General features: G+C 52.0%; 21 protein-coding genes and 2 riboswitches. Of the genes, 5 read left to right on the top strand and 16 right to left on the bottom strand.

Annotated features, from left to right (window positions below):
- Positions 1–64 precede the first annotated feature (64 nt).
- From kdpB to ABEW73_RS06560, 4 genes are all read right to left on the bottom strand, one after another.
- Positions 65–2098: a potassium-transporting ATPase subunit KdpB gene (gene kdpB, locus ABEW73_RS06575; RefSeq protein ID WP_430162641.1), complete on the bottom strand. Its 2034-nt coding sequence runs from the start codon at positions 2096–2098 to the stop codon at positions 65–67.
- A 21-nt stretch (positions 2099–2119) separates the two neighbouring features.
- Entirely contained in the window at positions 2120–3799 is a 1680-nt protein-coding gene (gene kdpA, locus ABEW73_RS06570; RefSeq protein ID WP_430162639.1) for a potassium-transporting ATPase subunit KdpA, read from the bottom strand.
- A gap of 30 nt (positions 3800–3829) precedes the next feature.
- Positions 3830–3904, bottom strand: coding sequence for a potassium-transporting ATPase subunit F (locus ABEW73_RS06565; protein ID WP_379408805.1), 75 nt, complete (start codon positions 3902–3904; stop codon positions 3830–3832).
- A gap of 153 nt (positions 3905–4057) precedes the next feature.
- On the bottom strand, positions 4058–4468 hold the full coding sequence (locus tag ABEW73_RS06560) for a hypothetical protein (RefSeq protein ID WP_430162637.1): 411 nt from the start codon (positions 4466–4468) through the stop codon (positions 4058–4060).
- Between the two features lie 130 nt (positions 4469–4598).
- A riboswitch (cyclic di-AMP (ydaO/yuaA leader) is annotated at positions 4599–4767 on the bottom strand.
- Positions 4768–5309: 542 nt separating this feature from the next.
- A riboswitch (cyclic di-AMP (ydaO/yuaA leader) is annotated at positions 5310–5486 on the top strand.
- Positions 5487–5619: 133 nt separating this feature from the next.
- Here ABEW73_RS06560 and ABEW73_RS06555 point away from each other — a divergent pair.
- A complete protein-coding gene (locus tag ABEW73_RS06555) occupies positions 5620–6084 on the top strand; it encodes a hypothetical protein (RefSeq protein ID WP_430162635.1) in 465 nt (154 codons plus the stop codon).
- A 59-nt stretch (positions 6085–6143) separates the two neighbouring features.
- On the opposite strand, the gene ABEW73_RS06550 is transcribed toward ABEW73_RS06555, so the two are convergent.
- On the bottom strand, positions 6144–7064 hold the full coding sequence (locus ABEW73_RS06550; RefSeq protein WP_430162633.1) for a proline dehydrogenase family protein: 921 nt from the start codon (positions 7062–7064) through the stop codon (positions 6144–6146).
- Positions 7065–7267: 203 nt separating this feature from the next.
- Here ABEW73_RS06550 and pruA point away from each other — a divergent pair, with 203 nt between their 5' ends.
- A complete protein-coding gene (gene pruA / locus ABEW73_RS06545; RefSeq protein WP_430162631.1) occupies positions 7268–8815 on the top strand; it encodes an L-glutamate gamma-semialdehyde dehydrogenase in 1548 nt (515 codons plus the stop codon).
- Positions 8816–8890: 75 nt separating this feature from the next.
- Here the strand turns inward: pruA and ABEW73_RS06540 are convergent, their stop codons facing one another.
- From ABEW73_RS06540 to ABEW73_RS06510, 7 genes are all read right to left on the bottom strand, one after another.
- Positions 8891–10318, bottom strand: a complete 1428-nt coding sequence (locus ABEW73_RS06540) for a serine hydrolase domain-containing protein (protein ID WP_430162629.1) — start codon at positions 10316–10318, stop codon at positions 8891–8893.
- A 59-nt stretch (positions 10319–10377) separates the two neighbouring features.
- The gene (locus ABEW73_RS06535) at positions 10378–11139 is read right to left on the bottom strand and encodes a polysaccharide deacetylase family protein (RefSeq protein ID WP_430162627.1); all 762 of its coding nucleotides are present in this window, start codon (positions 11137–11139) and stop codon (positions 10378–10380) included.
- Positions 11136–11972, bottom strand: a complete 837-nt coding sequence (locus ABEW73_RS06530) for a carbohydrate ABC transporter permease (RefSeq protein WP_430162625.1) — start codon at positions 11970–11972, stop codon at positions 11136–11138. The genes ABEW73_RS06535 and ABEW73_RS06530 overlap by 4 nt, the downstream gene beginning before the upstream one ends.
- Positions 11972–12847 carry a carbohydrate ABC transporter permease gene (locus tag ABEW73_RS06525; RefSeq protein ID WP_076322449.1) on the bottom strand — a complete coding sequence of 292 codons (876 nt, stop codon included), beginning with the start codon at positions 12845–12847 and terminating at the stop codon, positions 11972–11974. Before ABEW73_RS06525 ends, ABEW73_RS06530 begins: the two co-directional genes overlap by 1 nt.
- Positions 12848–13010: 163 nt before the next feature.
- Complete coding sequence (locus tag ABEW73_RS06520) at positions 13011–14264, bottom strand: ABC transporter substrate-binding protein (protein ID WP_430162623.1); 1254 nt, start codon at positions 14262–14264, stop codon at positions 13011–13013.
- 164 nt (positions 14265–14428) lie between these two features.
- Positions 14429–15388, bottom strand: coding sequence for a LacI family DNA-binding transcriptional regulator (locus ABEW73_RS06515; protein WP_430162621.1), 960 nt, complete (start codon positions 15386–15388; stop codon positions 14429–14431).
- Between the two features lie 234 nt (positions 15389–15622).
- Positions 15623–16534: a DMT family transporter gene (locus ABEW73_RS06510; RefSeq protein WP_430162619.1), complete on the bottom strand. Its 912-nt coding sequence runs from the start codon at positions 16532–16534 to the stop codon at positions 15623–15625.
- A 124-nt stretch (positions 16535–16658) separates the two neighbouring features.
- On the opposite strand from ABEW73_RS06510, the gene ABEW73_RS06505 reads away from it, so the two are divergent.
- The gene (locus tag ABEW73_RS06505) at positions 16659–17516 is read left to right on the top strand and encodes a LysR family transcriptional regulator (protein WP_430162617.1); all 858 of its coding nucleotides are present in this window, start codon (positions 16659–16661) and stop codon (positions 17514–17516) included.
- Between the two features lie 113 nt (positions 17517–17629).
- Here the strand turns inward: ABEW73_RS06505 and ABEW73_RS06500 are convergent, their stop codons facing one another.
- The 4 genes from ABEW73_RS06500 to ABEW73_RS06485 form a co-directional block, all read right to left on the bottom strand.
- Complete coding sequence (locus ABEW73_RS06500) at positions 17630–18454, bottom strand: alpha/beta fold hydrolase (protein WP_430162615.1); 825 nt, start codon at positions 18452–18454, stop codon at positions 17630–17632.
- A 14-nt stretch (positions 18455–18468) separates the two neighbouring features.
- On the bottom strand, positions 18469–18978 hold the full coding sequence (locus ABEW73_RS06495; RefSeq protein WP_430162613.1) for an SRPBCC family protein: 510 nt from the start codon (positions 18976–18978) through the stop codon (positions 18469–18471).
- A gap of 75 nt (positions 18979–19053) precedes the next feature.
- Complete coding sequence (locus ABEW73_RS06490; protein WP_246059744.1) at positions 19054–19386, bottom strand: ArsR/SmtB family transcription factor; 333 nt, start codon at positions 19384–19386, stop codon at positions 19054–19056.
- 292 nt (positions 19387–19678) lie between these two features.
- Positions 19679–21328: a glutathione ABC transporter substrate-binding protein gene (locus tag ABEW73_RS06485; protein ID WP_430162611.1), complete on the bottom strand. Its 1650-nt coding sequence runs from the start codon at positions 21326–21328 to the stop codon at positions 19679–19681.
- 160 nt (positions 21329–21488) lie between these two features.
- Between ABEW73_RS06485 and nikC the strand changes: the two genes are divergently transcribed.
- Positions 21489–22385 (top strand): nickel transporter permease, encoded by an 897-nt coding sequence (nikC, locus tag ABEW73_RS06480; RefSeq protein WP_430162609.1) that lies wholly within the window; start codon positions 21489–21491, stop codon positions 22383–22385.
- A 19-nt stretch (positions 22386–22404) separates the two neighbouring features.
- Complete coding sequence (locus ABEW73_RS06475; protein WP_009595864.1) at positions 22405–23328, top strand: ABC transporter permease; 924 nt, start codon at positions 22405–22407, stop codon at positions 23326–23328.
- Positions 23329–23600 lie beyond the last annotated feature (272 nt).

Below are 23600 nucleotides of genomic sequence, written 5' to 3'. Positions count from 1 at the left end.
TCATATCTTCCACACGTAAAGCAATCTTCGAATGATCTCGATATGCCCGCTTCGATTGTCATATCTAAATCCACAGATGGACGATCATGTCGATCAGCTTAATCCCGATGAACGGTACGATCACGCCACCTAAGCCATAGATCAGCACATTGCGCTGAAGCAGCTTCGACGAGCTCATTGGCTTATAGGCTACGCCCTTCATCGCAAGCGGTATGAGCAGTGGGATAATGATGGCATTAAAGATCAGCGCCGACAGAATCGCCGACATGGGAGAACCCAGTCCCATGACATTGAGAACATTCATGCTTGGTATGGCGGCTGCAAACATCGCCGGTATGATGGCAAAATATTTGGCAACATCGTTCGCGACGCTGAACGTGGTCAGCGCACCCCGCGTCATCAGCAGCTGCTTGCCGATGGCAACCACCTCGATAATCTTCGATGGATCTGAATCCAGATCCACCATATTAGCCGCTTCCTTGGCTGCGGTGGTACCGCTGTTCATCGCCAGCCCCACATCGGCCTGGGCCAGCGCCGGGGCGTCGTTCGTACCGTCACCGGTCATCGCTACTAACTTCCCTTCGGCTTGTTCTCGGCGGATGACGGCAATCTTATCCTCGGGCTTGCTCTCGGCGATATAATCATCGACACCTGCTTCACGGGCAATCGTCGCCGCGGTGAGCGGATTGTCGCCCGTGCACATAATCGTCTTGATGCCCATCCGGCGCAGCTGGTCAAACCGTTCCTTCATGCCCGGCTTCACGGTATCCTTCAGGTAGATCAGACCATAGATGCGGTTATCCACGGCGACAGCGAGCGGAGTTCCGCCCTCTGTCGCAATAGCGTCACTGTTTGGCGTCAAATCCGAAGGGATGGAGCCTCCTTGCGACAGCACCCACGCCTTGACGGCATCCACTGCGCCCTTGCGGACTTTCCGTCCATCCTTCAGATCCATGCCGCTCATCCGGGTCTCCGCCTTAAATTCGATGAATTCGGCCCCAGCCGCCATGCTTTCATCCACTTCAAGTCCTTCCTTCTTCAGCAGCTCCAATACCGAGCGTCCTTCCGGCGTCTCGTCTTGCAGCGAGCTCACGGCTGCCCACTGGGAAACCGAGGCGAGCGATTCACCGCCGACGGGAATCAACTGGCTGGCCATCCGGTTACCAAACGTAATCGTACCCGTCTTATCCAGAATCATCGTATTGATGTCACCGGCTGCCTCAACCGCCTTGCCCGACATCGCCAGCACATTGAACTGCGTCACCCGGTCCATGCCGGCAATCCCGATCGCCGACAGCAAGCCCCCGATCGTGGTCGGGATGAGACATACCAACAGCGAGATCAGCACCGGAACGGACAGCTCGATGCCAAGATACTTCGCAATCGGTGCGAGCGTAACGACAACGATCAGGAAAATCAGCGTTAAGACGATCAACAACGTGTTCAGAGCAATTTCATTCGGCGTCTTCTGGCGGGCGGCTCCTTCAACAAGCGAAATCATCCGGTCGATAAACGATTCCCCCGGATCGCTCGTAATCCGGATTTTGATCGTATCGCTGACAACCCGGGTACCCCCGGTAACCGAACTGAAATCGCCACCGGCTTCTTTAATGACGGGCGCGGACTCGCCGGTAATCGCCGATTCGTCAACGGACGCAAGGCCCGCAATGACCTCCCCGTCCCCGGGAATCATCTCGCCCTGCGTAACGATCACGACATCTCCTTTGCGAAGCTCCGTGGATGGCACGGATTGTACCTCTCCGTTCTCCATCACTTTATGAGCCGTCGTTTCCTGCTTGGATTGCTTAAGGGAATCAGCCTGCGCCTTCCCGCGTCCTTCGGCAAGAGCCTCTGCAAAGTTAGCGAACAGCAGCGTCAACAGCAGAATCACAAACACCGTCAGATTAAATCCGATACTTCCCTCTGTCCCGAAATAGGACGGAAATAACGTCATCAGCAAAACAACCAGGGTGCCGGCCTCCACCACAAACATGACCGGATTTCTCATCATCAGGACGGGGTTCAGCTTCGTGAAGCTCTCCTTGAGCGCCTGACGAACCATCTCTTTGGACATCACTTTTTTTCTCGTATTATTCATGGTAATAGGCCACCTTTTCTATTAACGGATCGTCAGATGCTCAGCAATCGGACCAAGCACAAGTACTGGCAGGAAGGTCAATGCACCGATAATCAGAACCACCGCAATGAGAATGCCGGCAAACAGCTTATTATCTGTCCGGAACGTCCCTAGCGTTTCGGGAACCCATTGCTTCCGCATCAGCGAGCCGCCCACCGCCAACAGGGCAATCATCGAAATGTAACGGCCGAAGAGCATGACCAGTCCGGTTGTAATGTTCCAGAACGGCGTGTTATCCGACAGACCTTCAAATCCGGAACCGTTATTGGCAGCGGAAGACGTGTATTCGTACAATACTTGCGAGATGCCATGAAAGCCCGCATTGGTAATGCCTGCCTGCCCTGCATCCGTCATCAGCGCAAGGGCGGTCGGAGCCAGGATGATAAATGGATGCACCAGGATAACAATCGCAATCAACTTCATCTCCCGCGCCTCGATTTTTCTGCCTAGAAATTCGGGGGTTCGACCCACCATAAGACCGGCCAGGAACACCGCCAATATCGCGTACATGAGCATATTCATCAGCCCAACGCCCTTTCCGCCAAAAACAGAGTTCAGCATCATCAGGGACAGCGGCGTAATCCCTCCAAGCGGCGTGAGCGTATCATGCATGTTGTTGACCGACCCGGTCGTGGCCGCGGTCGTCACCGTGGTGAACAGAGAAGATTGAGCAACCCCGAACCGGACCTCCTTGCCCTCCATGCTGCCTTGCGAGGCATCGATGCCCAAGCGGTTCAGCGCCGGATTGCCATTGGTTTCAGCGGCATAGTTCAGCGACAGGAAAGCAATAAACAAGGTCATCATCACCGAGAAAATAATCCAGCCCTGTTTGCGGCTTTTGGCGAATAAACCGAACGTATACGGAAGTGCCGCCCCGAGACTCCACATGGACAGGGTTTCGATGACATTGGTCAGCGGGGACGGGTTCTCGAACGGATGTGCCGAGTTCACTCCCATAAACCCGCCGCCGTTGGTGCCCAGATGCTTGATCGATTCAAGCGCAGCTACTGGGCCTACAGCTATTTGCTGCTCGCTACCTTCCAGTGTCGTGACGCTGAGCGTAGGCTTCAAGGTCTGCGGCACCTGCAGCGCAACCAGCACCATTGCAATGATGAACGCAGCCGGGATGAACACCCGGGTGTGAGCTTTGACGAAGTCCTCAAAAAAATTACCGACGGTTGATCCCTTGCTAGTCACCGCCCGGATAAAAGCAATTGCCACGCAGAGCCCGGTTGCCGCAGACGTGAACATCATCATCGTAATGACAGCCATCTGGGCCATATAGGATAACCCCGACTCCCCGCTGTAATGCTGAAGATTCGTATTGGTCATAAAGCTGATGATCGTAGAGAACGACAAGGTCGATTCCATATTATCGATGCCATTCGGGTTGAAAGGCAGTACTCTCTGCAACCGCAGAATCAAATACCCTGCTGCGACCAGCACAATATTCGTCATCACAAAGCTGATGGCATAACCTTTCCACGTCATTCCCTTGCGTTCTTTCAAGCCAATCAGTGCGAAGATCGGTTTCTCCGCCCAGGAGAACCATCTGTCCGTTCCATTGCCTTCATTGCGAAACACCTGATATAGATAAGTTCCAAGCGGCTTTACCAGCAGCACCAGAACGAGTATAACGATGGCAATTTGTAAAATGCCCATGGCGAATGCCTTCCTCCTTCAGCTGTCTCCCTAGAATTTTTCAGGGTGAATCAGCGCATAAATCAAGTACAGAAAAATAAAGAGCGTGCATACCAAAATGATCATCATGGTTAATCCGCCTCCGGTTCCGAAACCACGCGCCCGCACCAGGACATAAACAGCATGAACAGTCCGTAGGTTCCTCCCAATATGAGCACCATATATAAATCCTGCATGAATATAACCTCCTAAAACCTCGTTGTGATATCAGCCAAGACCTTAGCTGACAATGGACGAAATCAGGAAGGAGACCTGGTGATGGTTCGTATGAAGCACCACATCGGCACCCAGCCCTTTGTATATCAATCGCGGATTGCTGGAGTGAGTAATCACATAAATCGACTCCGTGGTCCAGGTCCGGCAAATCCGTAAATAGCGGCAGCATAGATTCAAGCTCCTCTCGAACAGAAACACCTTGCCGACGGGAAACTCGGGAATGATCCAGGTTTGCTCGTCCCTTGTATTGATGAGTATCATGTTGGTGCAGCCCAGCTCATGCAGCCTCTCCTGTTCGACCCGGTTGTTGGCTATGGCCACAAACGAAATGCGCTTAAAGATCAGCTGGCGGATAAATTCTTCCCCGGCCCTGTTCGGTGCGGATACCAGGATAAACTCCTGCGATTTCTCCATCTTTTGTTCTCCTCCTAAGTTCGGAAAGAGAAGACAACAACAAAGAAGCCCGCGGAAAGAGAAGAACTCTTCCCGCAGGCTCCTTAATAGGACACGGTGAAATACACCGTGGCCCAAGTCCACGACAATCGTTGCCTCTCTCGATACGCTTACGAGGTTAGCTGACGGATTCGGGCGTGAGAGTCGCCCTACCCATAGACCGTTATCTTGTCCATGGGATTCACCCCTGAGAGATCAGATTCATCTCCCGACTGGTTCCCCCGTTCCTTTTCCATTCAAGGACTCAGCGAAAATTGAAAACGAGTAGCATGTTATTCTATTAGCCATTGACTAAACATCCAGGTCCGGCAAAACAACACAGCATCAGGTCCGAGCGGTGAGAGTCGCATCATCCTGCAATTTCAGCGAAGGCCCATGGTGCCTTCGCCCGAGATTCGATCCATAAAGAGCTTAGGCGCAGCTCTCACACTGTCTGTAGGCCTTCATGGAACGGCTGCTCGTATGCCTGCCGCTGATGTCCGTCAATTCATAGTTCGTATCATACGTCTGGCCCTGCAGGAAGTAAATGTGAGCAAAAACACATGTGGCGTTATGTAGAACAAGAACTGACCGTTTTCGCTCCATTATCTCCCGAATACTGCTCTATACTATGTATTTCTATTGTTTTCTTGTATTTATCGCAATCTATCGAGATACCGAGATTTTGCCATGATAATCGATGACACGACTGAATGTACACGTTTTCTTATACGGTTTTCATCGATTTTCGGAATGTATCCGTCCCATATGGTCATTTACTTTTAGATTCCTCCGGCGTATGATTCATCCATCTATTCGAAACATTCGTTATACGCTGAGCTCCCGACAGATGGGGAGACGGGGGAACCAAAATCGCCAATGGAGCTTCTGTTGGTGAATGGGGTGAATCCGCAGCGCCTAGATGGTCAGGGCACTGCGGTAGGGTGCTCTCAAGCCCGAATCCGTCAGCTAACCTCGTAAGCGCGTTTTGAGAGAGAACACCACCCGAGCCTTAAGCGGAAGCGGCCACTGGAATAGGGCCTCTAACGATAAATAGGCCTGGAGAGCGGGGGATCTCTGCTCACCAGGCCTTTTTGCCGTGCATATAACATTCTTATAAAGGAGCGTAGATCATGACGAAATTCATCGAGGCTGCACTGGCACCCGTTATCGAAACCGGAGTTCCCGCATTAAGTGCAGAGCCCATCCGCCATATGGAGATATTTCGTTTCGACCAGGGCTCGGCTGAACGCTTTATCCCCTGGAGCGACCGAGATTGGAACTGCGGTTTGTTCAAAATCAGCTGCAAAGACGCGGCCGGGTATGCCGAATATGCGCTGCCAAGCAACAGGCAATTCACGGATCTGGTCCGCTGGGCATCCGTCTTTACAAGGCTGCGAGGCATGCCCGTGACCGAGGCCGTTCGCTATGCCCAGAAGCAGCACCAGTGGGGATCCGTCCGGATGCAGCTCGCCTTATCGGCGCTCGCCGATCTGGAGGCCAATCTGCAACAGCACATCACCCGTCAGCAGTTAGGCAGCTTGCCGCTGGAGCGTTCCTTCCTGATGGACTGCTCGGAGGCGTATTATTTCTTCTAGGACAGTAGCTAGAAAGAGCTACCGTCCTCGCTTCCCTTTCAATTGGTTGTTTCCCCCGCTCACTTGAACATATTTTTGAGCACCATCATCAGGTTGGCCGGCTTCTCCGCCAGCCGCCGGATAAAATACGGGTACCACATCGTTCCGTAGGGCATATAACACCGGATGCGATAACCGTCCTGTGCAAGCGCTGCCTGATCGTTCATCCGCAGCCCGTACAGCATCTGAAACTCAAATTCCTGTTTGTCTATGTGGCTCTGCTCGGCAAACACCTTCACCCAGTCGATGATGTTGTCATCGTGCGAAGCAATCGCAACGTAGGCACCCTGATCAAAATGCATTTTGATCAATTTCTTATAGTTGTCAATGACCTCCCGCTTCTGCTGAAAAGCGATGGTTCCCGGCTCTTTGTACGCCCCCTTCACCAACCGCAGATTAACACCGGCATTCATTAAATTCTTGACGTCCTCCTCAGTACGGAACAAGTAGGCCTGCATCACGGTCCCTACATTGGTTAGCCCCTCCTTATGGAGCCGCAGTGTCATGTCAATCGTCGCCTGGGTATACGGCGAATCCTCCATATCCAGACGAACGAAGTTGCGGTGCTCTTTCGCCTTTTTTGCCACCAGCTTGATATTCTCGTAAGCCTTCTCGGGGTCCAGTGCCATGCCCATCTGCGTCGGCTTCAGCGATACGTTCGATTTCACTCCCCGCTTGGCAATCCCTTCTACAAGCTTCAAATATTCCTCTCGGTACCCGGCTGCTTCATCCAGCGTCGTGATACCCTCCCCCAAATGATCCAGCGTGACGAGAATGCCCTTCTCATTCAGCCTCTCAATTTCATCCAGCGCCTCGTCCAAGGTATCGCCAGCTATGAATCTGCCCGCCAGTTTTCGGCCGTATTTGATCGACAACCACTTCACGAATTTATTACCGGACACCGTCAGGATCACTTTACGGTAAAGTTCGGTTCCGTCCATGCGAGCTCCCCCTTTGCAAAAGGCAAACCAAAATGCACTCTATCTTAACTCATATGCAAAAATCATGACGACATGCAGAGAGACATACATATCTAACATAGAGCTTTTCACCAAGAGATCCTAAACGCCCCACCACGACACATTCAGCAGCTGGACCATAAACCTAAAGCTCCGAATCATATCATGTTAAGGAGGGGCCTCCCATGCGAGTACCTTTTCGGAATGAACCATTTCTGGATTTCAACAACGAGTTGAACAACAAGTTATACGATGCCGCGCTATCCGCGGTCGAAGCCGAACTCGGCAAGACGTACCCTCTGGTTATCGGCGGTGCCCAAATCCATACGGAGCGTACCGCAAAGTCGGTCAATCCGTCCCGTAAACATCAGGTCATCGGCATTGTATCCCAAGCCGATACCGAACTTGCGGAACAAGCCATTCAGACAGCCGCACGGACTTTTGAGACGTGGAAGTACATCGCGCCGAGCGAACGGGCACGATATTTGTACAAGGCTGCAGCAATCATGCGGCGGCGCAAGTTTGAGTTCTCCGCGCTGATGACGCTGGAAGCCGGCAAAACGCGTGCCGAAGCGGACGCGGATACGGCCGAAGCGATCGATTTCATGGAATTCTATGCACGCGAAATGCAGCGCCTGAGCGCACCCCAACCGCTGACGGTTCATGAAGAGGAAGAAAATCATCTCTATTACATTCCACTCGGCGTCGGCATCGTCATTCCGCCGTGGAACTTTCCGCTCGCGATTATGGCAGGCATGACCACGGCGGCCATCGTCTCGGGCAACACCGTTGTGCTGAAACCGGCGAGCACCACGCCGGTCATTGCCGCCAAATTCGTGGAGCTGCTAGAAGAAGTCAGCCTGCCTCCGGGCGTCGTTAACTTCCTGCCGGGACCGGGCCAGGAAGTGGGCGACTATCTGGTGGATCATCCGCTGACCAGGTTTATCAGCTTTACGGGATCCCGCGACGTCGGACTGCGAATTCAGGAACGAGCGGCCAAGACGCAGCCGGGGCAACAATGGATCAAACGCGTCATCGCCGAAATGGGCGGAAAAGACGCCATTATCGTAGACAACGAGGCCGATCTGGATCTCGCGGCGGATGCGATCACCGCCTCCGCATTCGGCTTTTCCGGCCAGAAATGCTCCGCCTGCTCCAGGGCCATCGTGCATGAGGACGTCTATGATACCGTGCTGCAGAAGGTGATCGACCGCTCCAAGAAGCTGGTGATCGGCAGTCCGTCTCACGCCGAGGTGCAGGTAGGGCCTGTCATCGACGATAAGGCCTACCGTAAAATTCTGGACTATATCGAAATCGGGAAAGCCGAAGGCACCCTGGTACTCGGCGGATTTCCGGGCGATCCGGAAGGGTATTTCATCCAGCCGACGATCTTCGCGGACGTGGCCAGCACCGCCCGTATTTCCCAAGAGGAGATCTTCGGCCCGGTGGTGGCCTTCACGAAGGCCGCCACCTTCGACGAAGCGATCCAAATTGCCAACAACACCGACTATGGGCTGACCGGCGCGGTGATCTCGAACAACCGCGCCCACCTGGAGCAGGCGCGGCGCGATTTCCATGTCGGTAACCTGTATTTGAACCGGAAATGCACCGGTGCCTTGGTGGGCACCCACCCATTCGGCGGCTTCAATATGTCCGGGACCGATTCCAAAGCCGGCGGGCGCGATTACCTGCTCCTGTTCACGCAGGCGAAGGCGGTGTCAGAGCGATTCTGATTACGGCATGAAAAAAACCTCTCCATGACGATCGATGGAGAGGTTTTTTATGTACCGCTGCTTATTTTATTGGCTCTACGCCTTGACCTTGCCCTTAATCTCCCGGACCACCTTGCCCTCGAACGATTGGTTCATCCAGTAAGCAAGATGAATGCCTTCCTCGCCGAAGCTGCATTCCGTGGTTAAGTAGAACGGCGTCTCCGTCAGCCGGATGGTCAGCTTCAACGTCTGGTCATCCTGCCAGGTCATGGAGGCAGCATATTCATTATCCGCCATCATCATCAGCTTGGCGGTTCCCAACTTCCACGCGTTACGACCACAGACAACCGAATGGACGCCGTGTTCCCCCTGAAGCTCCATGATCGCGCCATCTTCCTCAAAGCGAACGGAAAATGAATGCAGCTTCTCCTCATTCTCTTCGAGATCATAGACGATCCCGGAGACGTCCTTCTCGATTGGGGATACCGCTTCTTCGATTGGCGGATCCAGCTTAAGCTCTTGCAGTGTTCTAGCAAGAGAAGCCTCCGCTCCGGTGTCGACAGGCAGTGCATCCAATCCCATCGCTGGCTGCAGATGCTCCCATACCTCATTCAGCACGGCCTGCATGTCTCCAAGGCCGGAGGTAATCGCAATCACCGCATCCTGTTCCGGGAACACGACGCAGAATTGTCCAAAGGCACCGTCGCCGCGGTAGGCCCCGTGGCGGCACATCCAGAATTGATAGCCGTACCCTTCGGTCCAATCCGAAGAGGAATCCGCAGGTCCGTTACATATCTGCTTGGAGGTGGCCTCTTCAATCCACGCTTCTGGAATCAGACGCTGGCCTTCCCATACCCCCTTCTGAAGATAAAGCTGACCGAATTTGGCAATGTCCTCAGTCTTCAGCTTAAGTCCCCATCCACCGGTGTTGATCCCCTGCGGACAGCTTTCCCAGGTGGCTCCATAAATGCCGAGCGGCTCAAACAGACGGGGCTGCAAATAATCCAGCAGCGTGATGCCCGTGACCTTCTGCAGAATGGCCGAGAGCATGTAAGTCGCTGCGCTGTTATATACAAAGTGGGTCCCCGGTTCATGCTCAACCGCTTGTTTAAGAAAATCGGCCACCCAAATATCAGACTGTAAGGCAGGCTCCTGGTCGTGCCCCGTTCCCATAATCAGCAAATCGCGAATCGTCATCGCGGACAGATTCGGCGAGGGATCTTCAGGAGCGTATTCCGGAAAGAAGTCGATCACCCGATCCTCCAGCGTAATCCGGCCTTCCTGGACCAGAAGTCCAATCGCGGTAGAGGTAAAGCTCTTGCTTAGCGAGAACAGCATATGCGGTTTATCCGCTTGACACGGCTTCCACCAGCCTTCCGCTACGACATGTCCATGCCGTACCAGCATGAAGCTGTGGAGTTCCAGCTCCTTTTCCTGAATCGATCGGATAAAGCGTTCGATAGACTGTGATGAGATTCCTTGATTTTCGGGGGTGCTTCTTGGCAATAATTGAACCGGATTCATGTTCATCTTCCTTTCGCCTCTCCCTGTATCCATAAGATAAATTCATTATGTCCCTTCCATTATACACCAGGTAATGGCACCGCTTCATCATAACGTATAGCACGGAAACCCAGTCGCTCACTAATCTCATTTAAGTCCTCCCGTGCAAGAAAGGAAGCCTCCTGATCGCGGCCGCGCGCCAGCTCTTCCCCATCCACTTGAGCATTGCCGCACTGCACCATTTCCTTCGAATATAGGGCCGGATGGGACAGGAAGAAGTACTGATCTTCCGTCAGGCCGCCAAGCACCCTTTCAAACGACTCGACCCCGTCCGGAACGCCACCCGGGAAAAAGTTATAGTAATCGCGATGGTTGATTAGCCCCTTCGCTTCAATCCAGCGGTCCAGCTCTTCTTGCAGCCCGGGTATGAAGCGCTCCGGCAGCATATGAGAATCGACATAAGAGATGTTGAAGCCTGCTGCGGTCAGTTTATCAAGCTGCGCTTCGCACTCTACAAGGATCTCCTGCAGCGAAGGCGGATGATCCTGAAACAGGATCGGGTCCGGATAGAAATATCCGGACCGATCGACAAGCGAAGGAACCTGTTCCTTCGCGGCAACAGGTCCCCAGCGTACGTTATCCCATTCCGCATTCAGCGTCATATGGAAGCCGAAGCAGATGTCCTTGCGATGCGCCAATAGCTGCGCAGCCTCGGTAAGATAAAGGCCGGGCGCCATGATGGACACATTTTTGATAAATCCGGCCTCTACCGCCCGGGTAATCGCTAGATTGGCGGAACGGCTGGAAGCATAATCGTCGGCTCTCGTAATGATTCGCCTCATTTTACCGCACCTGCCGCAATCCCCTTGATGATGTATTTCTGAGCGAAAATATAGAAAATGACAACCGGGATGATCGTCAGCGTCAGACCGGCCATCGCCTGGTTCCACACAATCGTGAACTCCCCGAAGAAATAGAAGGTCGAGAGCGGAATCGTCCGCAGCCCTTTATCCGACAGCGTCAGCGATGGGAGCAGGTAGTCGTTCCACAACGCAATAACGTTCAGAATCGCGATGGTCACGCTGATGTTCTTCAGCAGCGGGAATACGATTCTCCAGAACACGCCCAGCTTGGAGCAGCCATCTAGCGTTGCCGCCTCCTCCAGCGCAACCGGCACGGATTTGATGAACCCGTGGTACAGGAAAACCGCCATACTGGATGTAAAGCCGACGTTCATATAGATCAAGCCCTCATGGGTATTGAGCATTGGAATGTGCAGATTGCTGCGAATCCAGTCCATCACCTGCATCAGCGGCATCATGAGCGTCTGAAATGGAATCAGCATGGTTGCTACAAACGTGAAGAAAATGATTTTGCTCAGCTTATTATCCGTCCGCACCAGCATCCATGCCGTCATGGAGGCGAGCACGATGACAATGATCACCGAGATGACGGTGACATAAAGCGAGTTACCCAGAGCGTTGAAGAAATTCATCTTCTCCATCGCCAATTTATAATACTCAAAGCTGAAGGAAGAAGGCAGCGCGAGTGCATTCTCATACAGTTCCGCGCGATCCTTGAACGAGTTAATCAGCATGATGAAGACCGGAGACAAGAAGACCAGTGCAACGAGGAACAGCAGGATGTCGAGCAGCCATTTCCCTGATTTCTTCATTACATCTGCACCTCTCTTCTCTTCGTGATGATAACTTGCGTCAGCGTAAGTCCGGCAACAATCAGGAAGAAGATGATCGCTTTCGCCTGACCTAAACCATAATTACCGTAAGCAAAAATCTCGTTAAAAATATTCATCGCAAACATCTCCGTCGCATTGCTCGGTCCGCCCTTGGTCAACGACAGGTTCACGTCATAGATTTTGAACGCCCCGGACAGTGTCAGGAACAGACAGATCGTGAACGAAGGCATTAACAGCGGGAACACAATGCTCTTCAGTCGCTGCCATATGTTGGCGCCATCGACCTTGGCCGCTTCCATCAATTCATCCGGAATCCCCTGGATGCCCGCGATGTAGATGATCATCGTATAACCCGCCAGCTGCCAGGTGAATACGGCGACGATGGCGTACAGTGCAAACTGCGGATGCAGCAGCCAGTTAAAGAACACGCTGTCAAACCCGGTTTTCTCACCCAGGAAGCTGAAGGCATCCGTAAAAATAAACTGCCAGATGTAACCCAGAATCAGGCCGCCGATCAGGTTCGGCATGAAAAACATCGTCCGTGCCGCATTTCTCGAGCGGAGCTTTGTCGTCACCAGCAGCGCAAAGCCCAGTCCCAGAACGTTGACGCATACCAGCGCGAGCAGCGTGAATTGAACCGTATGCCAAGCCGATGTCAGGAATCGGTCGTCCTGGAACAGCTGAACGTAATTGTCGAACCCTACGAATACTTTAGGATTCGCCGGAATGCCGTCCCAATTGACGAAGGAGTACACAATCCCGATAATGAACGGGATGATGACCACGGTCGTGAAAATAAACAGAAGCGGCACCGTAAACAGGGCAAACCAGGCTTTATCCTTTCTTTTGCTCATAATCCATACCTTCTTTCCGTTCCGGATGATTCCCGCAAGGCGGCATCAAACCTTGAAGTCGTGTTAGAAAAAACAAAAGCCTAACGCTCATCATCAGAACGTCTGAGGCTAGGCTTTCGTTTTCATGGAATTGTTATTTCAGGTGATTTTCGTTTCGCCTCGATTATTTCGATGCTTTCGCCCACACTTCATCCAGCTTCTGCAGGAACTGCTCTCCTGTCATGCCCGGATTCATGAAGTACTCCTGCGTAGCCGGAGCCAGGTCATTGGTGATGATGCCCGATGGGAAGTAGTTCAACGCCCAAGTGATCGTCTCACCCTTCGTTGTTGCTTCGTGCACCGCTTGAGACAAAGGATCCAGATCGCCTGCTTCAATATTCGTTAAAGCCGGGATGAATTTGAAGTCGTCCACGATGGCTTTCTTGCCGCTGTCGCTAGTAAAGAGCCAGTTCAGGAAAGCGTTCGCAGCTTTGACTTCCTCAGCATCCGCCTGATTGTTTACGACCCAGTAGCTGGCCACACCTACGGCGATTTTGTCATTGCCGGCGAGCGGGAATGGCATCATGCCGACTTTGGAACCGAAATCACCGAAGTCCGCAAGCATGGAATAACTCCAGTTGCCTTGATGCACCATAGCCGTTTTTTCCGTTGCAAAGTCACCCATCTGGCTATCATATTTCACTTCCAGCGGATTCTTGGTATTCGCCTTGATCACGTCCATGAATTTTGCCCACTCTTGGAACTCCTTCGTATCCGCCATCTTCACTTCGCCTTTGTTCAGCTGCTCGATAAAGGCCAGCGGATCGGATTGTAGGGCAAACGGCGTGTTGATGATATGTCCGATCAAGAAGTAAGCCTCCTGGGACAAACTCAAACCGTTCTTGCCGTCGGCTTTCAACTGCTCCAGCGTCTTGGTAAAGGAATCCAGGTCTTTCATGTTTGCCGGATCTACCATATCCTTGTTATACACAAGACCGAAACCTTCTACGCCGTATGGAACGCCCACGGTTTTATCTTCGACCTTCAATTCCATATCAGGCGCAATGTTCTTAACATACTCTTCACCGCTCAAATCGGAGAAATAGGTTTTCAGCTTCTCGGACTCAGGCCCTGGAGCCACGCTGAATATGGTGGGTCCCTGGTTGCTGCTGAGCTTCGCTACCAGCTGCTGCGAATAAGCGTCACCTGCGGCACCCCATACCTCAACCTCATTGCCGGTTTCTTCTTTATAGGTTTTAACCAATGCTTCAAGAGGTTCTGTAATTTCAACTTTCGATTGGAAGAGCGTAATTTTCTTCAGCTTATCTCCCCCGGATGCTGCTCCAGAATCTTTGTCAGATGTACCACCACAGGCTGCAAGTGTCGCAACCAAAGCCGTTGCTGTTAGTATGCTTAATACCTTTTTTACTTTTTTCAAGTGACACGCCTCCCCCTTAAGGACTCTATAAAGTAAAACGTTTACAAACCCATCATAGGGCGGTTTACCTAGATTGTCAATAAAAATTGTACGCGTTTTCATAAAAATACTAAGTAAAAAAACTAGTAAAATTCTTGATATTTTACTAGTTACACTCATAAAGTTTATCTCACCGTTTTTCTCCACTGAATGGTGGCATTCAGCTTAAAGGGCTCCCGGCCCGTTGTGCCTTTAATCATCTCGAGCAGCTCTTTCGCCGCCAAATAACCGCTTTCATAACGCGGGATTGCAATCGTGGTCAAACCGGCCATCGCCGCCGCATCCGAATTATCGAATCCGGTGATCGAGATATCCTCCGGGACCCGTATTCCGTTCTCTTCCAAAGCTTTGATCGCGCCGAGAGCCATATTGTCATTCGCACAGACCAGCACTTCCGGCAAGGCGTTGCTCAGGATCAGAATTTTGGCCGCCTGGTATCCGCTTTCCTCACTGTAATCGCCATGGAAGTAATTGCGGCGGTCAAACACGATGCCATTCTTCGCAAGCGTATCCATAAATCCGGCGAACCGCTCCTTGTGATCCAGGGTAAACTCCAAGCCGCCAATGTATCCAAAGTTCGCAAACTGTTTATCCACCAAGGCCTGGACCATTTCACACATCACGGGGTAGTTGTCCACGATCACGCTTTTGGTGTTGGCGTACTCATTATCAATAATCCGATCCATGAGAACGACAGGAAACTGCGGCGTGGCTACCGAGACTAAATATTCGTCCGTCATGTTCCGATCCAAACTTATGGTACCGCTTGCAAATTTACTGCGCATAAAATTGGTGCTGGATTTATTCGTACAGATAATAAGATCGTATCCATTCTCCGTCAGGCAATGGCTGATCCCCTTGATGATCTTTAAATAATAATCGCGATCAAAGTCGCTGAAGACAAATATAATCGTGTTGCTTTTATCGGATTTGGTTGACTTATGCGGAAAATAGCCGTGCTCCGAGCATAATCTCAGCACCCGCTCCCTCGTCTCCCGCCCCACGTTCTTACGCCCGTTCAGCACGTTGGACACTGTAGACACCGAGACATCCGCGAGCTTTGCAATTTCCTTCAAACCACTCATGAATCCTATCCCCTCTCCAAAGGCGTTAGTAAATTTAATATAACATGGATTTATTTTTAATAAAATTTACTTATTTTGCTTGGACGAGATTTTCCTTGGAACATCATCCTTGTCATTGCTTCTCATGATACCTGTTCAGACGAGAAAACCTTTGTTCGCCATAGCAAAAAAGCAGGCCACGCGAATCCATTCGCTGTGACCTGCTAAATTCCAATTTATTAGATTTCTTGCCCTTTATACGGTACCGCACCGCTCCCTGATCGTGATTGGATCTTTTGTTTTGTCTACTTGTCTAGGCCGATTCACTAGATAAATGCCAAGCCCGATACAGACCGTGCCGGCCAAGGTATACCAATGCAGCTGCTCGCCTAGTATAAGCCATCCGGATAATACGCCGAACACGGGAATGAGGAACAGATACACGTTGGCTTTATTGGGATCGCTATTGCGCAGCACATAATACCATGTGACGAACTGGGCAATTGAGCTCATCAGAATCATCCAGCCCAGAACAAAGAGCTCCTTCACGATCTGGGATGAATCCCATACAAAATGCGGCTCTTCCAGAAGCGGACTTGCGATGAGCAGCAGGATGCCGCCGATCAGCATCTGATAAGCAGCCATGACCCAAGCGTCAAACTCCTTACCCCAACGGGAACTTAGCAGCGTCGCCATGCCCCAGGCCATCCCAGCGCCCAGCGCAAACCAGAATCCGCTCTGCATCTGCATCTCCAAGCCTTGCGTAATGAACACGCCGATAAAACCAATGATCACGCCCGCCCATTGAAGGAGACGGTACCTTATACCGAAGATCAGGAAGCTGAACACGATGAACCAGATCGGGTTGCTGGAGGACAAAACCGAGGAGCTGCCAGAGGAAATCGTCTGCATGCTCAGGTAGATGCCACTCATCACGAGTGCCGATTGAAACAGCCCGATCGTTGCCAGCTTCAGCCAGGCAGCGCTGCTCCTGGGATGGGGCCGTCTTACAATGAAGGGCAGCATCAGAAGGCCCGCTCCCACGAACCGGATCGCCAGCAGCACGAATGGGGAACCGAAGGACAGCGCAATTTTGCCGATCGGGAAGTTAAGTCCCGCGACCAGCATCGTAAATATCGTCAGAATCAGCATACGCGGTTTGCTCATGCCATGAATTCCCCTCTCCTTAACCAAGTGTATCCTCAGTTTATTCCGACCTTCATATCATGTAAAATAATTAAATAAGATTCGAGCCATCACTGTAAATGATGGATATAAGGAGGCTCCTAAGGTGGAGAGTGGAGATTTGAAGATATTCCAGGCTGTTGCCCGTGAAGGAAATATAACCAAGGCTGCCGCCAGTCTAGGTTACGTGCAATCAAACGTGACCGCTAGAATTCGGCAGCTTGAATCCGAGCTGAACACGCCCCTGTTCTACCGGCTCAGCCGCGGTGTTGCCTTAACTTCGGCCGGCTGTAATCTGCTCAAGTATGCCGATCAGATTACGCGTTTGCTTGACGAAGCCGTGAAATCGACGCAATTCTCGGAAGAACCGTCGGGTCCGCTGCGGATCGGCTCATCGGAAACCACAGCCGCGGTACATCTACCCGGCATCATGCTGGATTATCATAGACGGTATCCTGACGTGAAACTGTCATTAATTACAGGCCATAGAACTGACTTGATTCGAGCCCTGAACGAATATGAACTGGACGGGGCGTTTATCAGCGGACCTCTGGATTACCCGGACTTTGACGAAATCCGGGCCTTTGACGAGGAGCTTGTCCTCATCTCGGAACCGACGGAGTCAGCGCTTCGCGATTTACTCACCAAACCGCTGCTGTTCTTTGGCAAGGGCTGCTACCACCGTGAACGGTTGGAGCAATGGCTTCATGAAGAGAACGTGGGACCCATGAACATTATGGAGTTTGGCACGTTGGAAGCCATCATGGGCGGTGTGGCCGCCGGGCTGGGTATCTCGCTGCTGACGCTTTCTTCCGTTAAGGACTGGGTGGATGCCGGGAAATTGCAGGCTTTTCAAATTCCCGAGCGTCATCGCAGCTCCAAGGTCCATTTTATATTCCGGCGCGACCTGTTTCGCACCAGCGCCTTTAATCAATTTATCGAGCCGTTTCAGAAGTCCGAATGAATGCTTCGACTGGAACGGGAAACAAAGAAACCGTGACCCCAAGGGCCACGGTTTCTTTATGAGCCAAGCACAATTATCTTGGTATTTGGTCTGCGGAAGAAGAGCCAAGACACTTATCTCGGTATTTGGTCTGCCGAAGGCTGCAGAAAACCCAACACCTCGGGAGCCAGCACTTCCGGCGCCATCACAACGGCAGAATGGTCCTGACCAGGCAGCATCCGGTGCTCGCACTGAGGGAGCAAGTCGACCAATGCGCTCGCGGCCCCATGGAACATAGATCCGCTGTTCTCGCCCGTCATCACCATGACCGGAACATCTACATCCCAGCGATCCGTTGGCAGCGGTTGACCGGATTGCGTGCTCCCCATAATCATGCCGTCATAGGCCAATGTATGCGCCATGCCCTCCATGACCTGCCAAGAAGGATCTGCCTTCATGAATTCGATATATTCCGCGGGGATCCCGAGCGCTGCTGTCATGAAATATTCTACGGCTTCGCTGCGCCTGCTCTCGGCCATCAGTGCATTCAAATGCTGCACGTATTTCGCCGGTACGGGTTCACGGCTATCGTCAATGATAAACGGCGGCTCATATAGAAACAGTTTTCTAACTTTACCGCTTCCGAGTCTGCTTGCCGCATCCAGAGCCAGAACAGCGCCCGAAGAACTTCCGAATACATACGCGCTGCCGCCCGCTTCCTGAATCAGAGCATCGATATCTTCGACCTCACGTTCAATGGCATACGGAGCCGTATCCGTGCTGCTGCCTCGTCCCCGTCGATCATAATTGTAGACGGTGAATTGTTCAGACAGAAATTCCCCAAGACGCGTTGTATCGTTGTGATCCGAAGCGGCAGCAGCTACAAGAATGATAACTGGACCAGTCCCTTTCTTTTCATAAAAAATTCGGGTACCGTCATTCGACATTGCATAGCTCATGGTCATTTCTCCTTTTATGATCCTTTTATGTACAATCTGATTTCATCCTCGAACCGTTCCAGCGTCTCCGTGTATCCTTCTACCATTCCCATGCCTTCCGCAGCCTCCAGCTGCTCTGTGCTCGCAAAATGGGTGATGATGCATAGCCTGGTCCCTTCCCCGGCCTCTTCAAACGTAACCGAAGTCAACATGTCACTGTCTGCAACGAGGTTCCAGTTCGAATCCGTGAATGTATCCGTATATACGAGCCTTGATAACTCCGCCACTTCGGAGTAGGTCGCCTTGCAAAAGGCTTCTTCCCCTTCTTCCGCCGCATCGGGAGCCAGTCTATAGCGCCATACGCCGCCCGGTCTGACATCCATCTCATATACCGTGGCATTCCAGTTCCTTGGCCCCCACCAGCGTTCAATGTGTTCCGGCTTCGTCCATCCCTGCCAGGACAGCTTCAGAGGTATGGATACGACACGTTCCACGGTCAGCCTTCGCTGCTCCCGGTCTTTTATAATGGTGGTTTTCCTGCTCAAACAAACCCCTCCTCTCTGTGAAACCGGCTCTGCGTGCAGAGCCCTGTCTTCCTGTGGATCTACTAAAAAGTTGGATTAACTCTCCTTTCCGTTGAAGTCGCTCATATAGTCCTCGAACTTGTCGAGTCGCTCTTCCCACAATCGACTGAACGAATCGAGCCAGACGTCCAGCTCCTGAAAGGGCTGGGCTTCAAGACTATAAATACGCTGCTGTGCGTTCTTACGGACCTTCACCAGCCCAGCCTCGCTCAGTATCCGCAGATGACGGGATACTTGGGGCTGGCCAATTCCCAAAGTCTCTACGATGTCGCTGACCGATCTCGACCCTTGCTTTAAGAGTTCAACAATGTTGAAGCGGTTCGGCTCGGAGATCGTGAACAGGGTTAATTGCATAGCTGAAGTATTCATGGCTATAATATACACCAATACGTATATACACGTCAACGTATATACACATCTATTTTTCCAGCATTCTTTTGATGCAAAAAATGTGACATCACCTCAATTCCATCCACTCGGACATGCTGCATAATCTATTCAGATGCCCAACGAACACAGATAATGAACCATTGGCTGGTCAACCCTATCTCCTGTTCCCAGCACTCGAACAACATCAAAAAAGAGACCCCCACATAGGGGCCTCTTGATATATATCTCTTTATATCATGGCGATTCAAAGCTATAAAGCTTTCAGACATCCTTATGGCTGAATGGACACTTGATGCAGCTGCATAATGCCGTTTGGATGCCGCCAGAAGCCCTCGACCTTGCTGCTGACTCCGTTTAAATACTCCTGATGATGGATGTACAGCATCGGCGCTAACTCAACCAGCTTCTCTTGCGCCTGTTTATAGATAAGCTTTCGTTGTTCCGGATCGTTCTCTTTCCGCCCGGCATCCAGCAGTTTATCCAGTTCCGGATCTTTCGTGAAGGTACGGTTGCCCGGCTCCCCTACATTTTTGGAATGGAATAACTCATACATGCCATAATCCGCATCAGCTGTTACCGTGGACCACCCGAGGATAAACATATCATGCTTGCCTTCTGCGGTTTGAGCCAGATATGCGCCCCACTCGACCACTTCGATTTTGACTTCAACATTCAATTCCTTCAGCTTGGATTGTACGTACTCGGCGACCTTAATCCGTTCCGGATTATCATTGGTCCAAATGGTCGTTGAGAAGCCCCCCTCGTAGCCAGCCTCCTTCAACAGTTCTTTTGCTTTGTCGATGTTATGTTCGATTGGCTTTACGGTAGCATCATAACCGTTCACGTCCGGTGCCAGCGGACCAACAGCAGGAATTCCGGTGCCCTCATAAATGCCCGAGATGATTTCGTCCTTGTTGATGGCCATCGACAAGGCTTGCCGCACCCGTACATCGTTAAACGGCTTTTTGTCGTTGTTAAACCCGATATAAGACAGGCTCAGCGAGGCCTGACGGTTCAGGGACATGCCGTCCGTGCTCTCAATGCGGCTGATGCTGCTCGGCGACACCGGATCGATAATATGCGCATAGCCGGTTTCCAGCTCCGCGATCCGCGTTCCCTCTTCACTTACGACCTTGAACGTGACCCGTTCAACCTTCGCTTTATCTCCCCAATAATCGGCGTTTGCCACCAGCTTCACTTCCTGTCCCGGGTTCCAGCTCTCTAATTTGAATACGCCCGTACCAACAGGGTTCTGCGCCAGATAAGCACCTGCCTTCTCGCCTGCCTTCAGCTTCTCGTAATCCAGCTTGATGGCTTCCGCACTAACCATACTGACCGCAGAGTGGGCAAGATGCGCAAGCAGCGGCGAGAAGGCATACTCGGTCACGAGTTGCACCGTGTATTCGTCGACGACTTTAACCTCTTTAATCATGCCGACAAGCGATGCGCGCGGAGAAGCAACTTCAGGATCCTGCATACGGTCGATGTTGGCTTTGACCACCTCTGCATTGAATGGAGAGCCGTCCGTAAACTTCACGCCTTGTCTCAGCTTGAACTCCCAGGTCAATTCATCGATTGCTTTCCAGCTCTCGGCGAGCCCCGGTTGAATATTCAGATCCTTATCATGAATCACCAGCGTGTTATAAATATGCGTTGTCATTACGCTCGTTTGCTGGTCCGTCGACATATGAGGATCCATGGATGGCGGATCAGAAAGCCAGGCAATCACAAGCTCATTCGCACCAGTGTCGGTTGTTCCTTCGGGAGGATCTTTAGCCCCCGGTTCAGGTGCTGGCGTATTGGTGCCGCTTGGCGGCGTTTCAGGGTTACTGCTCTTGCTTGAACTTCCGCACGCCGACATCACTACGGTAAGCAGGACCAGGATGCAGACAAGCCATTTGAATCTTCTATTACCTGTCATGTGAAACAAACTCCCCCTTCTCAATCAAAATAGGAAAATATTTTATACACAGTTAACATATATTTTACTATTTGATATTTATACCAGAAGAAGCCAGATTTACCTCACGTTTATACGACACCAATTCTGACATCCATACTTGGAGAAAGGATGATTTCACGTGCCTAACATGACCGCTGATGCCAAAACACCAGAATCGCTCCCTAGTGGAACCCGTCTCGTACAATGGAAATCTTTCTACCACCGTCTGAAGAAGAACAAAGCGGCCTTATTCGGGGGCTATTTTCTCCTGCTGATGATACTTGTCGCGATTTTCGGCCCCCTGCTCACCCAGTATGATCCGACCAAAGTGGATTATTCTACGAAACTGCTGAAGCCGTCCGCCGACCATTGGTTTGGTACGGACCACAACGGGCGAGATATTTTCACACGGATTATTCATGGCATGCGTCTCACGCTCTCGGTCGGTTTTATCTCGGTGATCATCGGTGCAGCCTTTGGTGTCGTGCTCGGAATCATCTCCGGCTATTACGGAGGTAAATGGGATGCGCTCATTATGAGAATGACCGATGTCATGCTGGCGTTTCCCGGCATTCTGCTGGCATTGGCGGTTGTCAGCGTTCTTGGAAAAAATCTGTTCAACGTGATCATCGCCGTCAGCATCTTCTCGATCCCCACCTTTGCCAGAGTCGTGCGCGGCTCGACGCTGGCCGTCCGCAAACTCGAATATATTGATGCCATGCGTTCGCTGGGCGCGAGCGATGGACGAATCATCTTCGGGCATATTTTGCCGAATATCACATCCCCTATCATCGTGCAGGCTACGCTGCGGATTGCCGTGGCTATCCTGACCGCCAGTGGACTTTCCTTCCTCGGTCTTGGCGCACAGCCGCCGACGCCGGAGTGGGGAGCCATGCTGAATGATGGGCGCAACTATATTATGGATCACCCCCATGTTGCCCTGTTCCCCGGCTTGTCGATCGTGTTCGTAGTCATCGCATTTAATCTGCTGGGTGACGGCTTGCGGGATGTCCTTGACCCGAAAATGAAAAAATAATGAAGGGGGCTGCCGGGCCATGCTCATCTATTCCATTCGAAGGCTGATTCAGACGATACCTGTTGTCATCGGCGTAACCATTGTCGTCTTCCTGCTGATGCACCTCATTCCGGGAGATGCGGCGCAGGTCATTATCGGGGAAGGGGCACCCAAGGAACAGGTGGAGAAGATCCGCGAAAACTTGGGATTGAACGATCCGCTGCCGCTTCAGTATTGGAACTACGTCAGCGGCTTGCTGCAGGGAGATTTGGGAGATTCGATCCGCAGCAGCCGCCCCATCGCCGATGAAATATTCAAAAGCCGGTTCTGGATCACCGTCGAGCTTGCCGTATACTCTACGATCCTGGCCGTATTTCTCGGCATTCTGGCGGGCATCATCTCCGCCGTCAAAAAAAGCTCGCCCGCCGATATCGGCGTCATGTTCATTGCCCTGTTCGGACTATCGATGCCGAATTTCTGGCTGGGACTTATGCTGATCCAATATTTTGCCGTGGATCTGGGCTGGTTCCGTCCCTCCGGCTGGGGCACCTGGTCGCAAACCATCCTTCCCGTGATCACGCTCGGGACAGGCGGCGCCGCAATCATTGCCCGAATGACCCGGTCCAGCATGCTGGAGGTCATCGGCCAGGATTACATCCGCACCGCCCAAGCTAAGGGCGTCCGAGAGCGCGTCATCATCTACCGACATGCCCTGAAAAATGCCATGATTCCCGTCATTACCGTCATCGGTCTGGAATTCGGCGGCCTGCTGGGCGGGGCGGTGCTGACCGAGTCCGTATTCGCCGTGAACGGCATGGGACGATACGTCATCGACTCGATCCGGGCGCGGGATTTCCCGGTCGTACAGGCAACCGTGCTTGTGCTCTCGATCATGTTCGTGCTCGTGAACCTGCTCGTGGACATCTCCTACCGATACTTCAACAAGCGCATTGATTTCGATTGATTGGTGATTTTTCGTCTATCGCGGTTTGAGTGTAGGCGACACGGCGGGATTCACTATCTGCCGAGAATCGAGCGGTTTGGGCCCGTTGCGGCTTATAACCCACTGATTGCTGTAGTTGAGTGGTTTGGGGGGCCTGCCCGGTCACTCGATCCACTAATCGAACGTTTGGGGCCCATCCGGACACACGATTCGCTATTCGAGCGATTTGGGCCCATTCGGACACACGATTCGCTATTTGCCCATAATCGGTCCATTTTCGAGTACATGCGGAC

This window comes from Paenibacillus lautus (genome assembly GCF_050482385.1).
Lineage (GTDB): Bacteria > Bacillota > Bacilli > Paenibacillales > Paenibacillaceae > Paenibacillus_AQ > Paenibacillus_AQ lautus_B.
The sequence above is the reverse complement of the archived record's forward strand: the minus strand, read 5'-3'. Positions and strand labels throughout refer to the sequence as shown.